General features: G+C 54.2%; 22 protein-coding genes. 12 read left to right on the forward strand and 10 right to left on the reverse strand.

Annotated features, from left to right (window positions below; all coding sequences use genetic code 11):
- Positions 1–319 precede the first annotated feature (319 nt).
- On the forward strand, positions 320–754 hold the full coding sequence (locus LG367_RS14125; protein WP_226469887.1) for a DUF4259 domain-containing protein: 435 nt from the start codon (positions 320–322) through the stop codon (positions 752–754).
- The gene (locus LG367_RS14130; RefSeq protein WP_226469888.1) at positions 744–1,469 is read left to right on the forward strand and encodes a DUF6988 family protein; all 726 of its coding nucleotides are present in this window, start codon (positions 744–746) and stop codon (positions 1,467–1,469) included. The genes LG367_RS14125 and LG367_RS14130 overlap by 11 nt, the downstream gene beginning before the upstream one ends.
- A 39-nt stretch (positions 1,470–1,508) precedes the next feature.
- Here the strand turns inward: LG367_RS14130 and LG367_RS14135 are convergent, their stop codons facing one another.
- Complete coding sequence (locus LG367_RS14135; RefSeq protein WP_226469889.1) at positions 1,509–2,237, reverse strand: hypothetical protein; 729 nt, start codon at positions 2,235–2,237, stop codon at positions 1,509–1,511.
- A gap of 303 nt (positions 2,238–2,540) precedes the next feature.
- Between LG367_RS14135 and LG367_RS14140 the strand changes: the two genes are divergently transcribed.
- Positions 2,541–3,371 (forward strand): hypothetical protein, encoded by an 831-nt coding sequence (locus LG367_RS14140; protein ID WP_226469890.1) that lies wholly within the window; start codon positions 2,541–2,543, stop codon positions 3,369–3,371.
- A 35-nt stretch (positions 3,372–3,406) separates the two neighbouring features.
- Positions 3,407–4,132 carry a DUF6988 family protein gene (locus tag LG367_RS14145; protein WP_226469891.1) on the forward strand — a complete coding sequence of 242 codons (726 nt, stop codon included), beginning with the start codon at positions 3,407–3,409 and terminating at the stop codon, positions 4,130–4,132.
- 361 nt (positions 4,133–4,493) lie between these two features.
- Here the strand turns inward: LG367_RS14145 and LG367_RS14150 are convergent, their stop codons facing one another.
- Positions 4,494–4,667, reverse strand: a complete 174-nt coding sequence (locus LG367_RS14150; protein WP_226469892.1) for a hypothetical protein — start codon at positions 4,665–4,667, stop codon at positions 4,494–4,496.
- Between the two features lie 370 nt (positions 4,668–5,037).
- Here LG367_RS14150 and LG367_RS14155 point away from each other — a divergent pair, with 370 nt between their 5' ends.
- From LG367_RS14155 to LG367_RS14170, 4 genes are all read left to right on the forward strand, one after another.
- Complete coding sequence (locus tag LG367_RS14155) at positions 5,038–5,469, forward strand: LacI family transcriptional regulator (protein ID WP_226469893.1); 432 nt, start codon at positions 5,038–5,040, stop codon at positions 5,467–5,469.
- Between the two features lie 230 nt (positions 5,470–5,699).
- On the forward strand, positions 5,700–6,557 hold the full coding sequence (locus LG367_RS14160; protein ID WP_226469894.1) for an SEL1-like repeat protein: 858 nt from the start codon (positions 5,700–5,702) through the stop codon (positions 6,555–6,557).
- A 22-nt stretch (positions 6,558–6,579) separates the two neighbouring features.
- Positions 6,580–7,011, forward strand: coding sequence for a hypothetical protein (locus LG367_RS14165; RefSeq protein WP_226469895.1), 432 nt, complete (start codon positions 6,580–6,582; stop codon positions 7,009–7,011).
- Between the two features lie 147 nt (positions 7,012–7,158).
- The gene (locus LG367_RS14170; RefSeq protein ID WP_226469896.1) at positions 7,159–7,443 is read left to right on the forward strand and encodes a hypothetical protein; all 285 of its coding nucleotides are present in this window, start codon (positions 7,159–7,161) and stop codon (positions 7,441–7,443) included.
- A gap of 231 nt (positions 7,444–7,674) precedes the next feature.
- Here the strand turns inward: LG367_RS14170 and LG367_RS14175 are convergent, their stop codons facing one another.
- Together LG367_RS14175 and LG367_RS14180 are read right to left on the reverse strand one after the other, a co-directional pair.
- Positions 7,675–8,151 carry a hypothetical protein gene (locus tag LG367_RS14175; RefSeq protein WP_226469897.1) on the reverse strand — a complete coding sequence of 159 codons (477 nt, stop codon included), beginning with the start codon at positions 8,149–8,151 and terminating at the stop codon, positions 7,675–7,677.
- 128 nt (positions 8,152–8,279) lie between these two features.
- Positions 8,280–8,753, reverse strand: coding sequence for a DUF4262 domain-containing protein (locus LG367_RS14180; protein ID WP_226469898.1), 474 nt, complete (start codon positions 8,751–8,753; stop codon positions 8,280–8,282).
- Positions 8,754–9,277: 524 nt separating this feature from the next.
- Here LG367_RS14180 and LG367_RS14185 point away from each other — a divergent pair.
- Positions 9,278–9,628: a hypothetical protein gene (locus tag LG367_RS14185; RefSeq protein WP_226469899.1), complete on the forward strand. Its 351-nt coding sequence runs from the start codon at positions 9,278–9,280 to the stop codon at positions 9,626–9,628.
- A gap of 801 nt (positions 9,629–10,429) precedes the next feature.
- Here the strand turns inward: LG367_RS14185 and LG367_RS14190 are convergent.
- Both LG367_RS14190 and LG367_RS14195 read right to left on the reverse strand, forming a co-directional pair.
- Positions 10,430–11,431, reverse strand: coding sequence for an enterotoxin A family protein (locus LG367_RS14190; RefSeq protein WP_226469900.1), 1,002 nt, complete (start codon positions 11,429–11,431; stop codon positions 10,430–10,432).
- A gap of 208 nt (positions 11,432–11,639) precedes the next feature.
- On the reverse strand, positions 11,640–11,861 hold the full coding sequence (locus LG367_RS14195; protein WP_226469901.1) for a hypothetical protein: 222 nt from the start codon (positions 11,859–11,861) through the stop codon (positions 11,640–11,642).
- A gap of 366 nt (positions 11,862–12,227) precedes the next feature.
- On the opposite strand from LG367_RS14195, the gene LG367_RS14200 reads away from it, so the two are divergent.
- Positions 12,228–12,611, forward strand: a complete 384-nt coding sequence (locus LG367_RS14200) for a GIY-YIG nuclease family protein (protein WP_226469902.1) — start codon at positions 12,228–12,230, stop codon at positions 12,609–12,611.
- 17 nt (positions 12,612–12,628) lie between these two features.
- Positions 12,629–13,099 (forward strand): hypothetical protein, encoded by a 471-nt coding sequence (locus LG367_RS14205; protein ID WP_226469903.1) that lies wholly within the window; start codon positions 12,629–12,631, stop codon positions 13,097–13,099.
- Positions 13,100–13,130: 31 nt separating this feature from the next.
- On the opposite strand, the gene LG367_RS14210 is transcribed toward LG367_RS14205, so the two are convergent.
- The 4 genes from LG367_RS14210 to LG367_RS14225 form a co-directional block, all read right to left on the reverse strand.
- Positions 13,131–13,694, reverse strand: coding sequence for a hypothetical protein (locus LG367_RS14210; RefSeq protein ID WP_226469904.1), 564 nt, complete (start codon positions 13,692–13,694; stop codon positions 13,131–13,133).
- Positions 13,695–13,728: 34 nt separating this feature from the next.
- A complete protein-coding gene (locus LG367_RS14215; protein WP_226469905.1) occupies positions 13,729–14,046 on the reverse strand; it encodes a hypothetical protein in 318 nt (105 codons plus the stop codon).
- A 431-nt stretch (positions 14,047–14,477) separates the two neighbouring features.
- Positions 14,478–14,975 carry a DUF2199 domain-containing protein gene (locus tag LG367_RS14220; RefSeq protein ID WP_226469906.1) on the reverse strand — a complete coding sequence of 166 codons (498 nt, stop codon included), beginning with the start codon at positions 14,973–14,975 and terminating at the stop codon, positions 14,478–14,480.
- 25 nt (positions 14,976–15,000) lie between these two features.
- Complete coding sequence (locus LG367_RS14225) at positions 15,001–15,465, reverse strand: hypothetical protein (protein ID WP_226469907.1); 465 nt, start codon at positions 15,463–15,465, stop codon at positions 15,001–15,003.
- Between the two features lie 807 nt (positions 15,466–16,272).
- On the opposite strand from LG367_RS14225, the gene LG367_RS14230 reads away from it, so the two are divergent.
- Positions 16,273–16,455, forward strand: a 183-nt coding sequence (locus LG367_RS14230) for a hypothetical protein (protein ID WP_226469908.1), incomplete at its 3' end; no start/stop codon positions are given.

Genomic DNA, 16,455 nt, shown 5'->3' on the forward strand with positions numbered 1-16,455 from the left:
CGAAATTGTTGCCTAAAGCTGTTTTCTGGGTGTTGTTATAGTGGTTTTTTTCTCTTCCTATTTATCGCGTATAGAAAAATAAATTCTCACAAGCGTGTTTTTTCTCCTATAGGGAGGGAAGTGGGAGAGCAAAAAAACCGCTATAACGACACCGGGAGGATTGTAGATCCAACCCCCACTCGCCTTGGAGAGAGATACAGGGGCAAGCCCCTGACGGAATGCTTGGCGACCAGGTGTCAACGGGGATACCGCCAATGACGAAAGTGGAGCGGTAGACTGCAGGCATCCCGGAGGCGCCGGGAACACGCGGGAGGGCGGCATGGGGTGTTGGGCGATTGGTTCGTTCGGGAATGACAGTGCCGCGGATTGGCTCGCGGATTTGTTGGAGACGAGCGATCTGGAAATGGTTAGAGAGGCGATCGCGAGCGTGCTTGCGGCGGACGGGTATGTGGAATCTTATGACGCGACGGAGGGGCTGGCCGCGATCGAGGTAGTGGCGGTCGCATTGGGGCGTCCGACAGAAAACGCGAAGGCACAGACCGCGTTATTGGAGTGGATCGTTCGCGTGCAACCAGCGCCGGAGCCGTCTCTTGTGGCCGATGCCCAGCGCGCCATCGATCGCATTCTCGCGCCAGGGTCGGAACTGTTGGAATTGTGGGAGGAAACTGAAGATCTCGACGAATGGCGTGCCGATGTGACTGGACTCCAAAGAAAACTGACTGACGGCATCCACGGAGGGGCAAATGGCCCCTGAAGAGATTGAAGAGCTAGAAGGTCGGCTGCGCCAGGCGCACGAGCATTCCCGAGAGCTTCACCGGATGGTGCCGCCGACGTTCCGGCAGTCGGTGCGGGAGACGCTTGCGCGCTGCGCGATCTCCATCTTGCTAGAACACCACTCCGGCGTTATTGCTTTGATCAAGACCGCGCACTATGCGAGCGCTGCGGCAATGCTGCGGCCGGTATTGGAGGCAGGGACAATTGCGTACTGGCTTCTGTATGCCGCTCCCACCGAACGAGTGCAGGCGATGGCTCTGGCGCCGTTGGAGGGGGCGGATCAAAACTCGGATACCCCGACTCTTGGCCGGATGATAAATGCCTTGGCGGATAGCTTGCCGTCGTTGCCTAGCGTGAGAGATCTTGCGGACGGGCTTGGAAAACCGAATGGACGATGGCTCAACAAGTACACTCATGGCGGGATTCCTCAGCTGAAGCGAAAAGGGCCAGATGAGCCGCCGTTTGGTTTTTCGGACATGATCCGGGCGCTCATCCGTGCGGATTTGTTTGCACTTGTCGGTTCTGCCGCAGCAACGGTTGTGTACGAGCTGCCCGAGCTTGAGACATACGTTGCTGTAAAGCATCGCCAACTGTTCGACGAGTATGTTTGGAGGTTCGACTTAGATGCGCCTTATGAGGAGTGGCAACCATTGCCTAAGACGATTGTCATTGACGATTGGGATCTGCCTAGTTGACGGCATCGAGATCGACGATCTTGTTCGTGAAGGACATTTTCAGAGCTCCTTCCGGACTGTCGACTGATCTAGCGCGCGATCGAGCGGAGAATGACGGTTGTCGCAAACATGGTCGTAGTACGGCGAGATCCCCAATCGTGAGAAGACAAGATCAGCGTAGGCGAAGACCGACCGGACAGCCCATTGAGCGCACCCCGCGCTGATCCATCCTTCGGGGGGCGAGACGCCATCCCCCTGTCGAAGTGGGAACCGACCTGCGATCTTCTTAGGGAGGTCGGTGCGATTGAAATCCCCAGCACGCGTCATCCCTTCAGTCCCCCAATCAAAGAATGACGCTTTGTAGTGCATCATGGCATTTCTCAGCCTGACTAAGAGCTGGATGTTCTCGTGGGCACTCTCGCCTTTGACCGGCGGCTTTCCGGCAGCACGTAAGATCAAATCGAATTTGGCGAGTATGTTGGCCAATTGGACCGTTTCGGTCCTGCCAAGCTCGGCGATGAGTTCCCTGGCGGGAAGAGGGATATCCTGAAGATGTCCGCCACTTTCTTCAGCGGCGTCTGCTAGCATTTCGTTCGTCAATGCTTCAAGAAACGCAACAGATAGGAAAAGCGTGGAAGTGACATAGGCCTTGAGCGCGACTGCTTTAGGATCATTGTCATTCCGCACCTTGGATTCGAGTTTAGTTGCTTGCTTCGAAAAGTATGCAGCTGCTTGAATGTGTTGGATCGAATAAAAGGCCTGCAGCGAAAATCCGATTGGTGTTGCCATCTTTTCTCGCCTTTTTGGCGGTTGCGCTGTCCCAAGCTGGCGCGCTTGTCCGGCTATGTCAAGGCGCCCCCGCAAGCATCGTCGGCACCGACATCGTCGCCGTGGTGGGGTCCGGCAATCAGCAGATAGGCCACATCGTGCTGGCTGGCATGTGTCCTTGAGAGGCAGGTGGGAGGCTGCGGCGTCTGAGTCTCAGCCTTCGCGACCGGCCCGTGGTTGGCTATAGCTATAGACTAGGACGCCACCTAGCCTGACGCCTGGACAGAATGTCTTCTTACTTCGACCGGAATCCTAGGAGCAAGGATGTCTAACAGTTCGCTTGTGCTAGACCCGGCGCATGGCACCATGATTTGCTATCTATGCGGTAAGCAAATTAACGGCTTGCGATCTAGTGGGGATCACATCATTCCTTCAACCCTAATTGGTCGTACTCAACCGAAGGTGCGTGGCTTTGATTACGCTGGAACACTCCCAACCCATGAAGAGTGCAACAACCGTTTCGGCCCAGAGACGTATGTCGCTAGGGCCATTGAACTGCTTGAGTTTCTGGATAAAGGCGAAGGAGCTTCAATTTTCCAGAACCGTTACCATCCGGAAATCAAGATCCAGATACTGGATGCGGATAGGCTCACGAACTTCACTAAACGCGATCTCATCTTCTTCAAATTTATCGATCTGCGTGACCTTTCTGACAAGGCTTGGTCGAAGCCCGATTTTTTTAAGGGGAAACAGAAAACCAATCCCACACGTGACGCGATGCTTGTCGCGTTATCAGTGTTAGCTAAGAGCGCTGCGGCGCTATTAATAAAGCGAAAACTTCGATCTGTTCCGCAACATTGGCACATATATGCCATACCTTATGGTGGCAGCGGCGGTGAGCAAGGATTTGATGAGTTGCTCGGCGAGGCAGTGCCCTTCGGTATCAGTGTCAAAGCTTGGGTACACCAGTTAGATGACGGGCCGGATTGGCTGGTTCTCTATCGCGCTAAGCATATGCTTGTGTATCTGATATTTGTCTTTCAGCAAGGCGACACTGGTGCGGTACTGAAGCGCCAGTTCCCGGATGCGCAGATACATGAATTTACTGGAAGCGCAGTCAACGATCTTTTGGTTGCTGGTTGGCGCTTGATCTAGCAATACCTTTGACTTCTGAGATAGGAGTGACGGGAGTGGATGCTGAAGAACGAGCCGAACTACATGAAAGATTGGAGCAGTCATTTGTTCATTCGGAACTGTTGCACAGAATGGCCCCCTCGGAGTTCCAGAAGCCGGTTAGGAGAATGCTGTCGAGATGTGCTACGTCAGTCGCTCTAGAGCATCATTCGGCTGTACTCAAGCTGATTGAGTCGGGTCACTTCGCCAGCGCCGCAGCGATGCTCAGGCCAGTCATGGAAGCTGGAGCTATCGCGCACTGGCTTTTATACGCCGCACCGACAGAGCGTGTTCAAGCCATGTCGCAAGCACCGCTCGAAGGAGCCCGTAGGGACGATGACACTCCAGTTCTGTCGGTGCTCATTAGGGAGCTTGCTGACGCGCTGCCATCGTTGCCCGGCCTCGCTAATCTGCAAGAAATACTGAGGAGTCCCGCAGGTAGTTGGCTTAACAAATACACGCACGGCGGAATTCCGCAACTGAGAAGGAAAGGGCCGGATGCTCAGCCTTTTGGATTACCGGATATGATCTTGGCGTTGATCCGCGCGGATATGTTCGTGCTCATGGCCTGCGCAGCGGCCACCGTGATCTATGACGTTCCAGAACTAGATGCATATGTGCCCTATAAGCGAAAAGCCCTGTTTGATGAAATGGTTGAGAAATTTGACCTTTCGATCCCGTTCGACGAGTGGGCGCCTCTGCCGAAGCAAATACTCATCGATGCATGGGATGAGCAGGAATGAGCCAAGGGAGAAAAGGGATGTTTCATTCGACCGGCAACCCGGCCGAACCCAAAAAATTGTCGAGAACCGCGCTCGGCGACACGCGCGGAAAAGCCCTATTCAGGGAAGGACCCGCGGCCTATTTCGACATAGGCCATAGGCCAAACGCCACGCGCCCCACGCCACGCGCAGCACCATCATCGCTATCCCCCTAGCGCTTTCAAGGAAGCGCGCTTAGAGAATTTTCTAGTGCGTTGTAGTGCTATGCCCAGGCAACAAAAAACCCCTAGAAAATAGGGGTTTTCTGTTCATTCGCCATTTAGTTGACGATCATGCAAATGCATGCACAAGCGCAGCGCACAACGCCATTTGCGCAAGCGCACTACGCGTTCACGTCACCCGCAAGCGCGGAAGTAATGCGCGCCATCGCCACATCGATCGCGGCCCACGCCTCGCCCAGCTGGCCGATCGTCTCTTGCGTGTGTTGTAGACGGGCCGTGTCCGTGGTGATTCGATGCAGGGCATCGAGCACGCTGCGTTCCTGCGTCTGTATCAACAGGAAGGGCGTGAGCGCACTTCGGCATTCGAGGCACGAAATCTTCCTGCCGAGTCCCGGTCAGGTGATCGGGCAGGTGCGCTCGACGCCGCGAAGTTCGCTTCAGATGCGGCGATAATGGACAGTCAACACGATTTGCACCACGATCACTGGTAGCTCCTCAGGTTGATCGAGGGTCGCGGCCTCCTCTATCTGGGCGAGTAGTGCATCGGGCATCTAACTGTCCGCCTCCATCATATCCTCATCAAGGACGTCGAGGTCGTTCGGATCGACGGCATCATCGTCTACAAGATCGACCGGCGGATGTAAAGCCTGCGGGTTTCCCCCTGGCCACGTGCTTGAGCGGTACGGCGAGCAGCAAGGTCGCGGCATGAGCAACGAGTACTTGCGGATCGGGGAGGCAGAAATCACGCTCAGCAGTGACCGCGGCTACTCAGTGGTGATTCCGATCGCGCTACGGCGCCGTGGCGCACGCAAGGCGGTCATCTTGCCCAATGGCGAAGGATGGGCGCCGACGTCCTGGAATGACGCACCCACGCCCTTGCAGCTAACGCTGGCGCGCGGTACCCGCTGGATCGACCGGCTGGCGTCTGGAGAGGTGGACTCGATCACGGCGCTGTCAAAACTGGAAGGCGTAGAGCGCGCGACGATGAGCCGTTGCCTGACGCTGACCACGCTGGCACCGGAAGTGGTGCACGCCATTCTCGAAGAAACGCTGCCGCCAGAGTTGACCCTGATGGAACTATCCACTGGCACGCCGATGGATTGGCAGGAGCAGCGCAAGCGCTTTCTTAAGCGTTAGCGTCCGAAGGGGCATCAATGCCGAGCACACATGTGCAATCGGTGCCGCTATACAAAGTACTCGTCAGCAGGTTGGCGAATTCGCTCCTGAGCTTATATTGCTGATCGGCATCGGTAGGGTAGTTGGTACCCATAGCCGTTTCTCTGTTAGATAAAAAGTTAACCCGACAGCCCCTGGAGCAGGGCATGCTGCCCGCTAGGCGCCATACGGCAAGGACATGAGGTTCAGTAGTGTTAGGCAAGAAATATTGGATACCAGTAACAGTGATCGCGCTGGCGATCGGCATCAGCATCTATCTGCATTCGACTAGCCAGAATCGAGAAGAGGTGACTCTCGACAGAATCGAAGTAGCTAATTCAGCAGACACTGGCGCTCTCCCTCCATCTACCCATGACGTTCAATCGATCAAGACTGGGCATGCAGGACGCAGGCTCAAGATGCAAAGCTACGACCCGCCGTCAGGCAACGCCGTAGACGTCATCAATCAACTGAAACCCCTTGCGGAAGCGGGAGATGCAAAAGCCTCTTTCCTGATCTATATGAAGCTTCATTCATGCCTGGGCGCGATGAGGCCGACAGATCCCGAGGTGCAAGAGGCGTACCGAAAAGCAGGTATCACGATCGATCAAGCGGCGACGGAAAGGGAACTGATCGAGTGCGAGGGATTGCAGGGGGAGGATTATTCAAGCCGTAGCAAATGGCTGGAGTTGGCGGCTGACAATGGTCTTCTTGAAGCGCAGCTGGCTTATTCGACAGATTCAAAGTCGATCATCGGTGGGGCGGCAGATAGACTCAAAGACCCAGATAAGGTCAAGAGATACAAGCAAAAAGCGAGCGCTTATCTTCTGAATGCCGCCAATCATGGCAGCGTGGAAGCTCTGATGTCGCTGAGTAGTTCATATCGTGAGGGGGTTCTTTTTGACAAGAACATGGTGAATGCCTACGCATATTACAAAGCTGCGCAGATGGCATCGCCAGAGCTGGATATGTCTAGTGTTCTTCGGTCCTACGAAAATCAACTGTCATCAGATGAACTGAAGAGGGGGGCGAACCTTTCCCAGGAAATTTATAACAGGTGTTGTAAGTGAGTTTTTTAACAAGGAATAAGAAATGAAGTTGAAAGGTTTGTTTGCGTTGATTCTCGTTGGGTTGATTTTCTTTACCCATCAAGCATTCAGCAATGCGCTGGGGCAACCAAAAAAATACGGTCCATATGTATGCGATAGCTGCGCTGAGATCGGGCGTCCGGTTCCTGATCGAGTCACTCAAAGCATCATCAATAAATATGAGAATGAAGTGGGGCCTGCTATCATCGGATTTTCACCCGGCGACTTGGTAATTGTGTGTAATAGCTCGATATGTGTGACCTATGAGCAAACCGAAGATGGAAACTATTATGAAGTCGAGGTCAAGAATCGCGTTCTTACGCGTCCACCAACGGGTGGGACTGGCGGCGGTGGTGGTGGACATGGCGGCACGCCCGGCGGTGGTGGTAGCTCAGGTTCCGTTAAAGTGGGCGATGTTGAACAAGTGAAAAAGTAAGATTCAGAAACAAGCGCGTAATAGTTGAGTAGCCCCGGAAGAATCCGGGGCTATTTCTTTGCTCGTTACTTATTTGAAGCGCCGTCAGCGTTATCTTAAGCGTTGTCGTCCGAAGGGGAGCCAAACCATTGATGGGTCCCGCCGTCCTTGAATAACGCGCCCACGTCTCTGCAGCTGGCGCTGGCGCGCGGTACCCGCTGGGTCGCCCGGCTGGCGTCGGGGGAGGTGGACTCGATCACGGCGCTGTCGAAACTCGAAGGCGTGGAGCGCGCGACGATGAGCCGCTGCCTGACGCTGACCGCGCTAGCGCCGGAAGTGGTGCACGGCATCCTTGAGGAAACGTTGCCGCCGGAATGGACCTTGATGGAACTGTCCACCGGCACGCCGATGGATTGGGCGGAGCAGCGCAAGCGTTTTTTGAGGAATGCATGAAACGATTTCGGTGGAGAGCGTGGTAGGGTGATTTTGCTGGCAGCACATACGGACCGGGCTGCTGTTCCGTGGCGGAATGTGGACCGACGGTGTGTGTGCCCTGGAGCTTGCTTCGGGGCGGCCAGCACTTCGCGGTAGGTGGAGCAGTCGTAAACGAGTCAGATGCGATCGGAAACGAAAAGGCCGGGTATGGCCCGGCCTTTGATGTACGTGCGCAGCGAAATTCAGATGCTAGCTGAAGTTCAATTGATTGATGGTGCCCAAGGACAAGCCTTGTGTCGGGCTCGGTGGGGATGCTTCCGATACGCAGCCGATCGTGCCGCCTTTCTGTCTGGCGCTCTCTGCAGCCGCTTCTGCTTTAGTTGCGGCAGCGGCGGCTGAATCAGCAGCCTGTTGCGCTGCGTTGGCAGCCTCCTTGGTGAAAGAGGTAGGGTTGGTTTTATCAATTGCTGCGGCTTCATCCGCCGCCTGCTGTGCCTTTTGGGCCTCAGTACTGGCACGGGCGGCTGAGGTTTCTGCCGCGCAGACATTCCCCGCCGCCGCAGCATCTTCAGCATTTTTAGCGTTTTCACGCGCCTGGAAATCGCTATCGGCTGCCTTCACCAACGATTCCGTTGCAGCATCGTCGGCAGCGTTGTCTCTTGAGTCGGCTGTATTCGCGCCGTTAGAGCCGTTGGCGCCGCCGACGCCTGATGTGGAATCACCCATCAGAATCACTCCTTTGATAGGAAGCAGGATTGCTCACGATCACATTCTGACACGCGTCAAGTGTTGCGACACCCTAGGGTGAACCCTAGGAATGCACTGGATCAGTCGGTGCAAGAGGTCAGGGAGTGTCAGGCAGCAGAGTGCAGGGCAATGACAGGCTGCACCGCGCGGAATTGCCCGGTCGCTGATGGGTGCCAAGGGAAGAGGCCTTCGCGCGAAGGCCAGATGATTTGATAGGCCGGAAAGGGTTTGTCCCTGTAGTACCAGCGCGCAGCGGTCGCGTGCTCTTCATAGCGGTCAGCCGAAACCTCGGCAAAGCAGCAACTGTAGTCGACGATCAGGGCGTCGGTGGGTTTGCTGAGATCAAAGGGTCTGCCGGATTTGGCCGCATCCGCAATATCAATCAGGATCGGGTGTGTGATCGTATGCGGCAGGCCGAAGATGATCATTTCGGGATGCCCATAGCTCTCATAGAGACCGATGGTGTAGGAGAACCCGGACTGCTCTTGATCCGCAAACACATGGTTGCAGTGCCAGCCATAGGTCTTGATGTTGCGCAGTACCGTCTGCCTGAGTTGTTGTATTGATTCGATGCGCGTCATGACCTTTGTCCTGTGGCTTTTCCCATGGCCGAATGTGGCGAATGCGGCGCGCGTATCCAAGCGGTGACCACGAGGCCGTTAACCTGCGTCACAGGATTGTCGATTCCAAAAATAGGGAATTCCCGAAGTGAAAGGACGCTTGTGATCCAGGTGTGACATGGATTGAGGCCCGTTGAAGGGCAAAATACGGGTGACGTGCCGGCGTATTTGCATGAAGTGATGTTTACTTGTGTCTCAAGATACAAAGCGATGGTCTATTGTAAATTCGGCACCTGCCGATAAACGATCGCGCATGTCTTCATGTACGATGATCTGGCATTCACGCGTCTTGTTTTTGCATGATGTCCTTCAGTCACGACGGAGTTTTATCGAGGCGACAATGGAAAAGTCATCAGGGGGAAGGACATGAGACGGGATCTGTTCTTTGATCAGGCGTTGCGCGGATTGAGTCGGTTGCAGAAGAGGGTGCGTCGATCGGCACCGGGATGCGCGCAGGACAAGTTGAAGCGCAGTGGACAGATGCCATGACAGCCGCCGACAAGGTCAATGCATCGGAGTGGCTTGCCTGTATCTACGCGACCAGGCGCGAAGGCCCGTACATCGTCACCTTCGCTGAGAACTATGTGGAGATGGATGCATTGCGAACGAGAGCGGTGCGGGTGCTCCCAGGAGATTGTGGAATCACCCAGCCCGCGCTTGTTGTGTGGTACCGGCCGTGCTGGAGCGAGGAGGCGGCCGTGTCTTTGGTCAACGAGATCAATCATCTGACGTGGCCAATGTGCCACTGGACGGAGAAGGCTGGCTTGTCCACAGGCGCCAATGACGTTCATAAGCTTGTGAGAGTAGTTTCCTCTCCTTTTATCCTCTCCCCCTAATCGCCTGGAGGAGAGGTCTTTTTTTGCCGGACTGGGCGCCGTTGCGTGCTTGGTCTCCATGTCATGGATGGTGCGCATTCAAGTGAGACGGACGTGCCGCGATCGCATCACCATCGAAATGCTAGGAGATCCAGTCCGTTATTTGCCGTCCGAAAGGGGCTGTCCAGATGGGAGGTCATCGACATGATTACTACCGCCGAAGGCCCGGGTGCGCTGGTACGCTTATGGCCGTGCCAACGCGGGTGCCATCCGTTCGCTGCCGCAGCGCAAAGTGCAGCAAGCAATAGAAGCGAATGAAGCAGGCGGCCGTTCCTCTATCCAACCAGGCGAAACAATCGGGCGTCATCCATCCTGAGCTCGATCGGAAATCAGTCGTTCCAGCCATGTGTAGTAGCCAGCGTAAGAAACCCCCAAACGAGACGTCGTCTGACTACTGAGCTCACTCTGTGCGACTCGAGGAATTGATTAGCCTGCGGGTCTTGCTCGTAATCTTCTTCGAAGACAGGCGTTAACTTCCTACTATTTACCTGGATGTTAGACCCTTTTCCAACAAGTGCCGGTATCGCCAGTTGGCCGTCCTGAAGGCGTTCTCAAGCTTGTCGGTTAGCTGTAATGCGGACAACTTGATACGCTGTAATAAGCGAACATCTGTGTCTCCGGTGCTGCAGCCACAATCTAACGAAAATCCAAGAGTCCGCCCCCGAGTCAGGGGCGGACTATCGGCTAAATACTCACGTTACACAATGTGCCGGAAAGAAAGCTCCTGTGGCAATCTTTTTTAGAAGGCATCCTAGAGCATCATCATTTCTTTGGCATTGGCACATAGTCCAATTTGACAACTATTGCCTCGCATGCGTTCGCAATAGCCTGTTCATCAAGCCGCACGGCTTCACATCCGTTAGGATTTTGTTGCGAATGCGACGGACATCGGTTAGCAGCATCTCGATACATATCTTCACAAAATGGCACCATACTCGTATTTAAAAGTTGCCGCCCTCTTGAACCTCCTTCCCCCGAGGTTGATGGGATCGCTCTTGTATATACATCAGCAGTATACCAAACACTAGCGCCGGGGGCTGGGGGGAGAGCAGGAGTAAATGGGGCTACATTCCAATCATGCGGCTGATTTTGTGTAAAATTTCGATTGGTCTCTGATAATTCAGAGGGAATATTAATATTATAATCTGGATGGCTAGCGTCTGGCTCATCGCTCATCCAAGCTTCCTCAACCGATTCAATTTGAGAAGCCGGAATTCCTCCGCGTCCAGTCCAGACCCACTCACGTTCCCAGGCAAAATGCTCTAAACCATTTTCTACTGGCGTGATAAGCCCTGTCTGGGCATCGGCAGGGGTGACGCCAGGAATTCCATTGTTTCTGGTTGCTCGGACGAATTCTTCCATGCTGTATTGCATATTGTAAAATTCGAAGCTTGGCCTGATCCTATATATATATACGTGATCTAGATCCGGAAGATTCTCTTCACTGTTAGCCATAGCGTCTAAAATATCTGCGGCAAAGCGTACAGCGGTTTCATGGTTGTCTGTCACACTCACAAACCTAGTATTAATCTTCGCTCCCCAGCGTGTATGTAGAAAGTGATCCACCAAATTACTACTATTCCCTCTTGGAGCGAATCCGTTTCGGAAAATATCATCAGGACCCCTCGTATCTACCCTGTACAGCCATGAATCTGGCTTGGCTGGTTGCGGAGGAGCGGCATTGGCGAATGGAAGAATAGCAATTGCTAGAAAATAAATGGAATAAACTAGGAAGCGTTTGAAACAAGTACTGGTCAATCTCATAAATTTCTCCAGTTTTAGGAGGCTGCAACATTCAGTGAAATGGCTCGTGAGAACTCTGAATGCCTCACAGGCAAAAGCCATTGGATGGCATCTGCAAATGCGGCACGTCTATAAACGTGCAACCCCCTTTGCCTCCCCACCCCTCTTTCACGTTTTAATTCCAGGAGCAAAAAGGCTGTCTTTATGAGGTGAAGACAATGTGACAGTTTCACGCGCTAATCACATCTGTCTGGCCGGCGGCCTTGCGCTCGACCAGGTCGTCGAACAGTTTGGCAACAGGACCGAAATCCATGACCGTCTCAGCGGCCGTAGGGCGGGGCGGGGTAACGCTGGCAGGCGCAGCTGTGGTCGGGCCTTCTGTGACTTTGCCTGTTGTCGAATGCGGCGTGCGTATCCAAGCGGTGACCGCGAGGCCGTTAATCTGCGTCACAGGATTGTCGATTCCTAAATTAGGGAATTCCCGAAGCGAAGGAGCACTTGTGGTCCAGTGCGAGATGGATTGAAGTGCATCGAAAACTGAAAATTATGATGACGTACCTGCGCATTTGCGTGAAGTGATGTTTGCTTGCGTCTCAATATACAAAGCGATTGGCTATTTTTAATTCGGCATTTGCCTACGAACGATCGCACATGTCTTCATGTACGATGATCTGGCGTTCACACGCTATTTTTTTGCACTATGTCCTTCGGTCACGACGGAGCTTTATCGAGGCGACAATGGAAAGGTCATCAGGGGAAAGGACATGAGCTGGGATCCGTTCTTGGATCTGGTGTTGTGCATGTTCGAGCGGCCGCTATGACGGTCGCAGCTGCATCTAACACATCGGAGTGGCTGGCCTGCATCTACGCGACCCGGCGCGAAGGTCCTTACATCGTCACATTCGCCGAGAACTACGAAGAGATGGACGCACTGCGGAAGAGGGCAGTGCGGGTCCTTCCAGGAGATTGTGGGATCACGCAGCCGGCGCTGGTGGTGTGGTATCAGGCATGCGGGAATGAGGAAGCAGCCGTAACCCTCGCCAACAAGATCAATCATCTGACGGTCTTGTGGCAGCGCGGATTGATCGAATCAGCCAATCCGCAGTGGGTGGATCTCGGAGCGGTCGCATCGGGCTGCCCGGTTGTCTACGCCATCCCGACTGAGGAGGGATTCCCCTACTATCAAGCGGTGCAGCTGTAGGAGTTTGGGTAGGCAAGATGATTACGATTGAGCAGGCACAGGAAGCCCTGGTCTTGGAGATGGCGCAGACCGCGCAACGGTACTTGCAACGGGACGGCGCCTTTGTCCCTTTCGGTGGGGCAATCACGCAGAACGGTGAATTCCTGCACACAATGGCCAAGGGACTGTCTGTCGAGGAAGCCGCATCACTTTGCGCGGCCAAGTTCAAAGAGCTGGTGGACCAAGGGACAGCGTTGACTGGCGGTGTCGCGGTGCATCGATTGGTGCCGGCGGGAGAGAAGAGCGAGCATCTGTTGATGCTTTTTATCTATGCGGCTCCGCCGCAGACCTCATGTACACGCCTCGCATATCGCGTCGAATTTCGGGAGCAAGGCGTAGCGACGGAGGCAATCGATGCGGTCTCCTACCTGCCATCGGCATTCGTCGACGCCGTGAATCTGGCTGCCAGCGTCGTGATCAATGAAGAAAATTTGAGGCCATTCGTGTAATCATGCGATTCGCCTCTGGGTTCATGAGGCTTTAAGAAGGGGCTGACAGGGATGACACGACTCCTTGATGATACTCGGGATCCTTGTCGCGAAATTCGAGGAGCTTGTTGCCAAGGTCGATGTTGATGAAGGCCTCCGCATAGCTGTCTGATCCATTGTGCTCAAAGAACGCCTTGATCTTTGCAGGTTCAGACTTGAGGCGGCGCGGATCGGTACCAAAGCTCACCAAGGTCACTTTGGTGCGGATTGCCATTTTTGACACTGGCCTGGCGAGCCCATACTCATGGGCAAGCAAATGCAAGAACGCGTCACTCTCCTCGCCAAGGCTTCGGATAGAACCGTTTCCCCAATACAGTGTCAGGTCGGCATCTTCAAGTGCTTGCGATCTCCACTCGTCCTCCAGATCAACTGCAATAGCGACGATCTGGCCGTTGATCTTACCCCGGGCAATTACAGTCAGAGCGCCGTTCTTTGAGAAACTGTGGTCGGCTATAGGTAGCTCAACGTCTACGAAAGGATCATCTTCCTTGATCAATTTACCAGCTTGAGGCTCTGCCGCTCCGGCGCGGCCAAAGATGCTCGCGAGAATGCTCATTAGAATGACTCGTTGGATCAGATTTCGAGCAAGCTCAAGAGTGGGCATGGAATTGTACAAAGGCTTCGGCTTCTAGTTCGCCGTCGGGGGAAATGCTGTTCCCGCTCTCGTCTCGGATCTCGTACTTATGCTGTATTCCGCCAATCTGTGTGCTGCCATCAAGCCCCAACAGGAGCGTGTACATGATGTCGGTTAGAACCGTGTCCAGGGCCGTATTAAGAATTTCAGTTTGAGATGCCGATAAGCTAAGACTGGCGATCTGCTTCGAGGCGAGAAGGTCACCTTTGCGAAGCAGCGTCAGATATGAGTCCTTCTCGTTTTTCCAGAAGTTGACGAACTGTGCGGCATTCATATCGATGGTTCCAAATACCGAGTCAGTTCTACTAGAGGTTGATAGCCGCTCGTCTCGGGGCTGGACGGAAGCGCTTCGACCTCGACGTAATGTACTTGCTCCGCTAGAGCAAGCTCACCTAATGCGCAGTCGAGCATGATGTATGTGCCGTTCAGATACTCTTGTCTGCGACTCTCTGCGAAATGAGCATATGCGACGCATATGCCTAAAGCACTGGGTGCGTCGGATAGTTTGACTGGCCTGAACCAGGTTGCTTTCGGGCTGAACGTAATGCCTGAATAATCGACGGTATAGTCGAAGCCGCAAGCAGGTTTGAAGGCAAGAAGGAACTTCGACATTTCGGAATCTGGCCTCATTCTGCTCGAACCAATTCCAGAAGAGGTGCTGGGCGTATCTTGAGTCGATCCGATCGGCTTCGCTATTGTCTGTTGTCATCTGTGGCCCAGTAACTTATGTGCGATCTCGTGCCAGCGGTGAGCAATGATGCCATGCTGCTGATCTAGCCAGAGTGGATGTTCGGCGGATTTCACAGTGAATAACGGAACCAGGCCTGGATCACGAGACTGGACGGATAGCTTGAGATTGAGGGTGTCGGGGTAAGCTGGAATTGAGCTAGACAGCCAGCCGAAGTACGGTGCGTCACTGCCTCTGTCTTCGGACACCCATCGGTCAGACATGTGCAGAAAGCTTTTCTCACTGAGAGAGGACCAAACCGAAAAGGCCAACGATTCTGGTTGACCGTGGATGGGAATCTCAATATGGCCGCGGATGAAGAACGCCTTTTCATCCACAACGCATTGATCTCCCGTCAGGTCGACACGACTTGCGAATTCACTCTCCGGAACGAGAAGTCGCCAGGGCGCTTCGGCTCCAAAGCAAAGCGGCAAACCATCTTCTTCCTTTCCGCATGTGGCGCATATCCAGTTCATGTTTTTCGTATGCTGCCCACGCAGCTCATTGCCTGAGTTGTGCAATTGTGTCAGCGATTCGGGGCAAATCTTGCGGTGTGGCAGTAAAGGTCACTACCATCACGGACATTCGGAGATCGCCGGTTGGGATGAATGTAATCCAGGGCTTTGGATCCCAAGGGGAAGACTTGACGGCCATAGGAGGCCGAAACCACGATAGGCTGCCATGCACCGTGGAGGTCGTTCCTGTGTAGCGCAGATTGTCCGGGACGTCAGGATGGTTGCCGACGTACACATGGAATGCTTGCTTACCCGTCTTGTTGTTGATCGCATAACAGGACCAGAAATCAATGCCTTCTTTCCCCGTGATTGAGATGTCAAATTCTGAGGGCAAAGTTGGGCAGCCTAGCTCCGGAGCATTGGGATCGAATGGCTTCTCAAAAGTAGTAGGACGCTCGGCGGAATAGCCTGCCAAAGCTAAAAGCGTCAAAGCTGCGATGCTCTTGTTCATCTGTTCTATTCGTCAGCTATTTCGAGTACGGCAAGACGTTCCATCTCCGAACTACTGATCTGCAAGCCATTGTAGGTATGAAGCGGCTCCTTCTGGCGACAATTCTAGCGCCGCTTCGGCCACAGATACGTTACCTTTGACTATGGCGATTGCAGCAAGCACGCAGGCAACCATGTCGTTGCCCCATGGCCGTGATGCAGCGGCAGCCGCCAATGCGGGTAGCTGGCCCAATGCGTCAAAGTAGGCTTGCTTTAGATCTTCAGGGACGGGAGTGTCTTGGTGCTGTCGGCAGATTTCGACCCAGGCCGGGAACTGGAAGTATGAAGAACTTGTCTTTTCCGGGTTGGAGGCAATGGCAGCGACAACGTGAGGTACAGCAGCAAAAGACGCTGAATACACATCTCCTTGATGCGCCAGGGAACTCCAGAGCGAGAACCAGGGTTCCGAATCGTTGATGGCATCGGGGTGAAACGCTCGCTGTGGAGGAAATTCACGTCGGCAGAGTAGGGGGGCGCTATTTCGAATACGTTCTAGATTACAACCTCACTGAGTGAGGCTGATTGCTTTGTTGAGGAGAGAACATTCGAATGAAGTACAGCAAGCTTTGTTGCATAGCAGCGCTAGCCATTGCACCACTGACGGCTAATGCCGCCGATGGCACCATCTACTTCACTGGCTCGGTCGTGTCGCCGGGCTATCGGTGAATCGCACCGCGTACGCGTCGGCGAGGCAGAGAAACGCCGGGCCTTGCGTGAGGCTTGCGCCTATCAACAAGTTTGGAGAGAAGCAACGATGCGTCAACGCAGAATGAGTACAGTTTCCCGGCTGTCGTTGGCCCTGCTGGGGGCGATGGCGGCCATTACGACGACGGTTCCGGCGAGTGCGCAGGAAGCCCAGGCCGGCAGCGACCCGCTATTCAAGTACCAATGGCACCTGAGGAACTATGGTCAAGGCGCAGGGGTCATTGCCGACACGGCACCAAAGCACGGC

Origin of the sequence: Luteimonas panaciterrae (assembly GCF_020511115.1) — a bacterium.
Lineage (GTDB): Bacteria > Pseudomonadota > Gammaproteobacteria > Xanthomonadales > Xanthomonadaceae > Luteimonas > Luteimonas panaciterrae.

Bases quoted from the DNA above. Each gene is read 5' to 3' on its own strand.
- LG367_RS14125 (WP_226469887.1), top strand. From the start codon at position 320: ATGGGGTGTTGGGCGATTGGTTCGTTCGGGAATGACAGTGCCGCGGAT.
- LG367_RS14130 (WP_226469888.1), top strand. From the start codon at position 744: ATGGCCCCTGAAGAGATTGAAGAGCTAGAAGGTCGGCTGCGCCAGGCG.
- LG367_RS14135 (WP_226469889.1), bottom strand. From the start codon at position 2,237: ATGGCAACACCAATCGGATTTTCGCTGCAGGCCTTTTATTCGATCCAA.
- LG367_RS14140 (WP_226469890.1), top strand. From the start codon at position 2,541: ATGTCTAACAGTTCGCTTGTGCTAGACCCGGCGCATGGCACCATGATT.
- LG367_RS14155 (WP_226469893.1), top strand. From the start codon at position 5,038: ATGAGCAACGAGTACTTGCGGATCGGGGAGGCAGAAATCACGCTCAGC.
- LG367_RS14165 (WP_226469895.1), top strand. From the start codon at position 6,580: ATGAAGTTGAAAGGTTTGTTTGCGTTGATTCTCGTTGGGTTGATTTTC.
- LG367_RS14175 (WP_226469897.1), bottom strand. From the start codon at position 8,151: ATGGGTGATTCCACATCAGGCGTCGGCGGCGCCAACGGCTCTAACGGC.
- LG367_RS14180 (WP_226469898.1), bottom strand. From the start codon at position 8,753: ATGACGCGCATCGAATCAATACAACAACTCAGGCAGACGGTACTGCGC.
- LG367_RS14185 (WP_226469899.1), top strand. From the start codon at position 9,278: ATGACAGCCGCCGACAAGGTCAATGCATCGGAGTGGCTTGCCTGTATC.
- LG367_RS14190 (WP_226469900.1), bottom strand. From the start codon at position 11,431: ATGAGATTGACCAGTACTTGTTTCAAACGCTTCCTAGTTTATTCCATT.
- LG367_RS14200 (WP_226469902.1), top strand. From the start codon at position 12,228: ATGACGGTCGCAGCTGCATCTAACACATCGGAGTGGCTGGCCTGCATC.
- LG367_RS14205 (WP_226469903.1), top strand. From the start codon at position 12,629: ATGATTACGATTGAGCAGGCACAGGAAGCCCTGGTCTTGGAGATGGCG.
- LG367_RS14210 (WP_226469904.1), bottom strand. From the start codon at position 13,694: ATGAGCATTCTCGCGAGCATCTTTGGCCGCGCCGGAGCGGCAGAGCCT.
- LG367_RS14215 (WP_226469905.1), bottom strand. From the start codon at position 14,046: ATGAATGCCGCACAGTTCGTCAACTTCTGGAAAAACGAGAAGGACTCA.
- LG367_RS14220 (WP_226469906.1), bottom strand. From the start codon at position 14,975: ATGAACTGGATATGCGCCACATGCGGAAAGGAAGAAGATGGTTTGCCG.
- LG367_RS14225 (WP_226469907.1), bottom strand. From the start codon at position 15,465: ATGAACAAGAGCATCGCAGCTTTGACGCTTTTAGCTTTGGCAGGCTAT.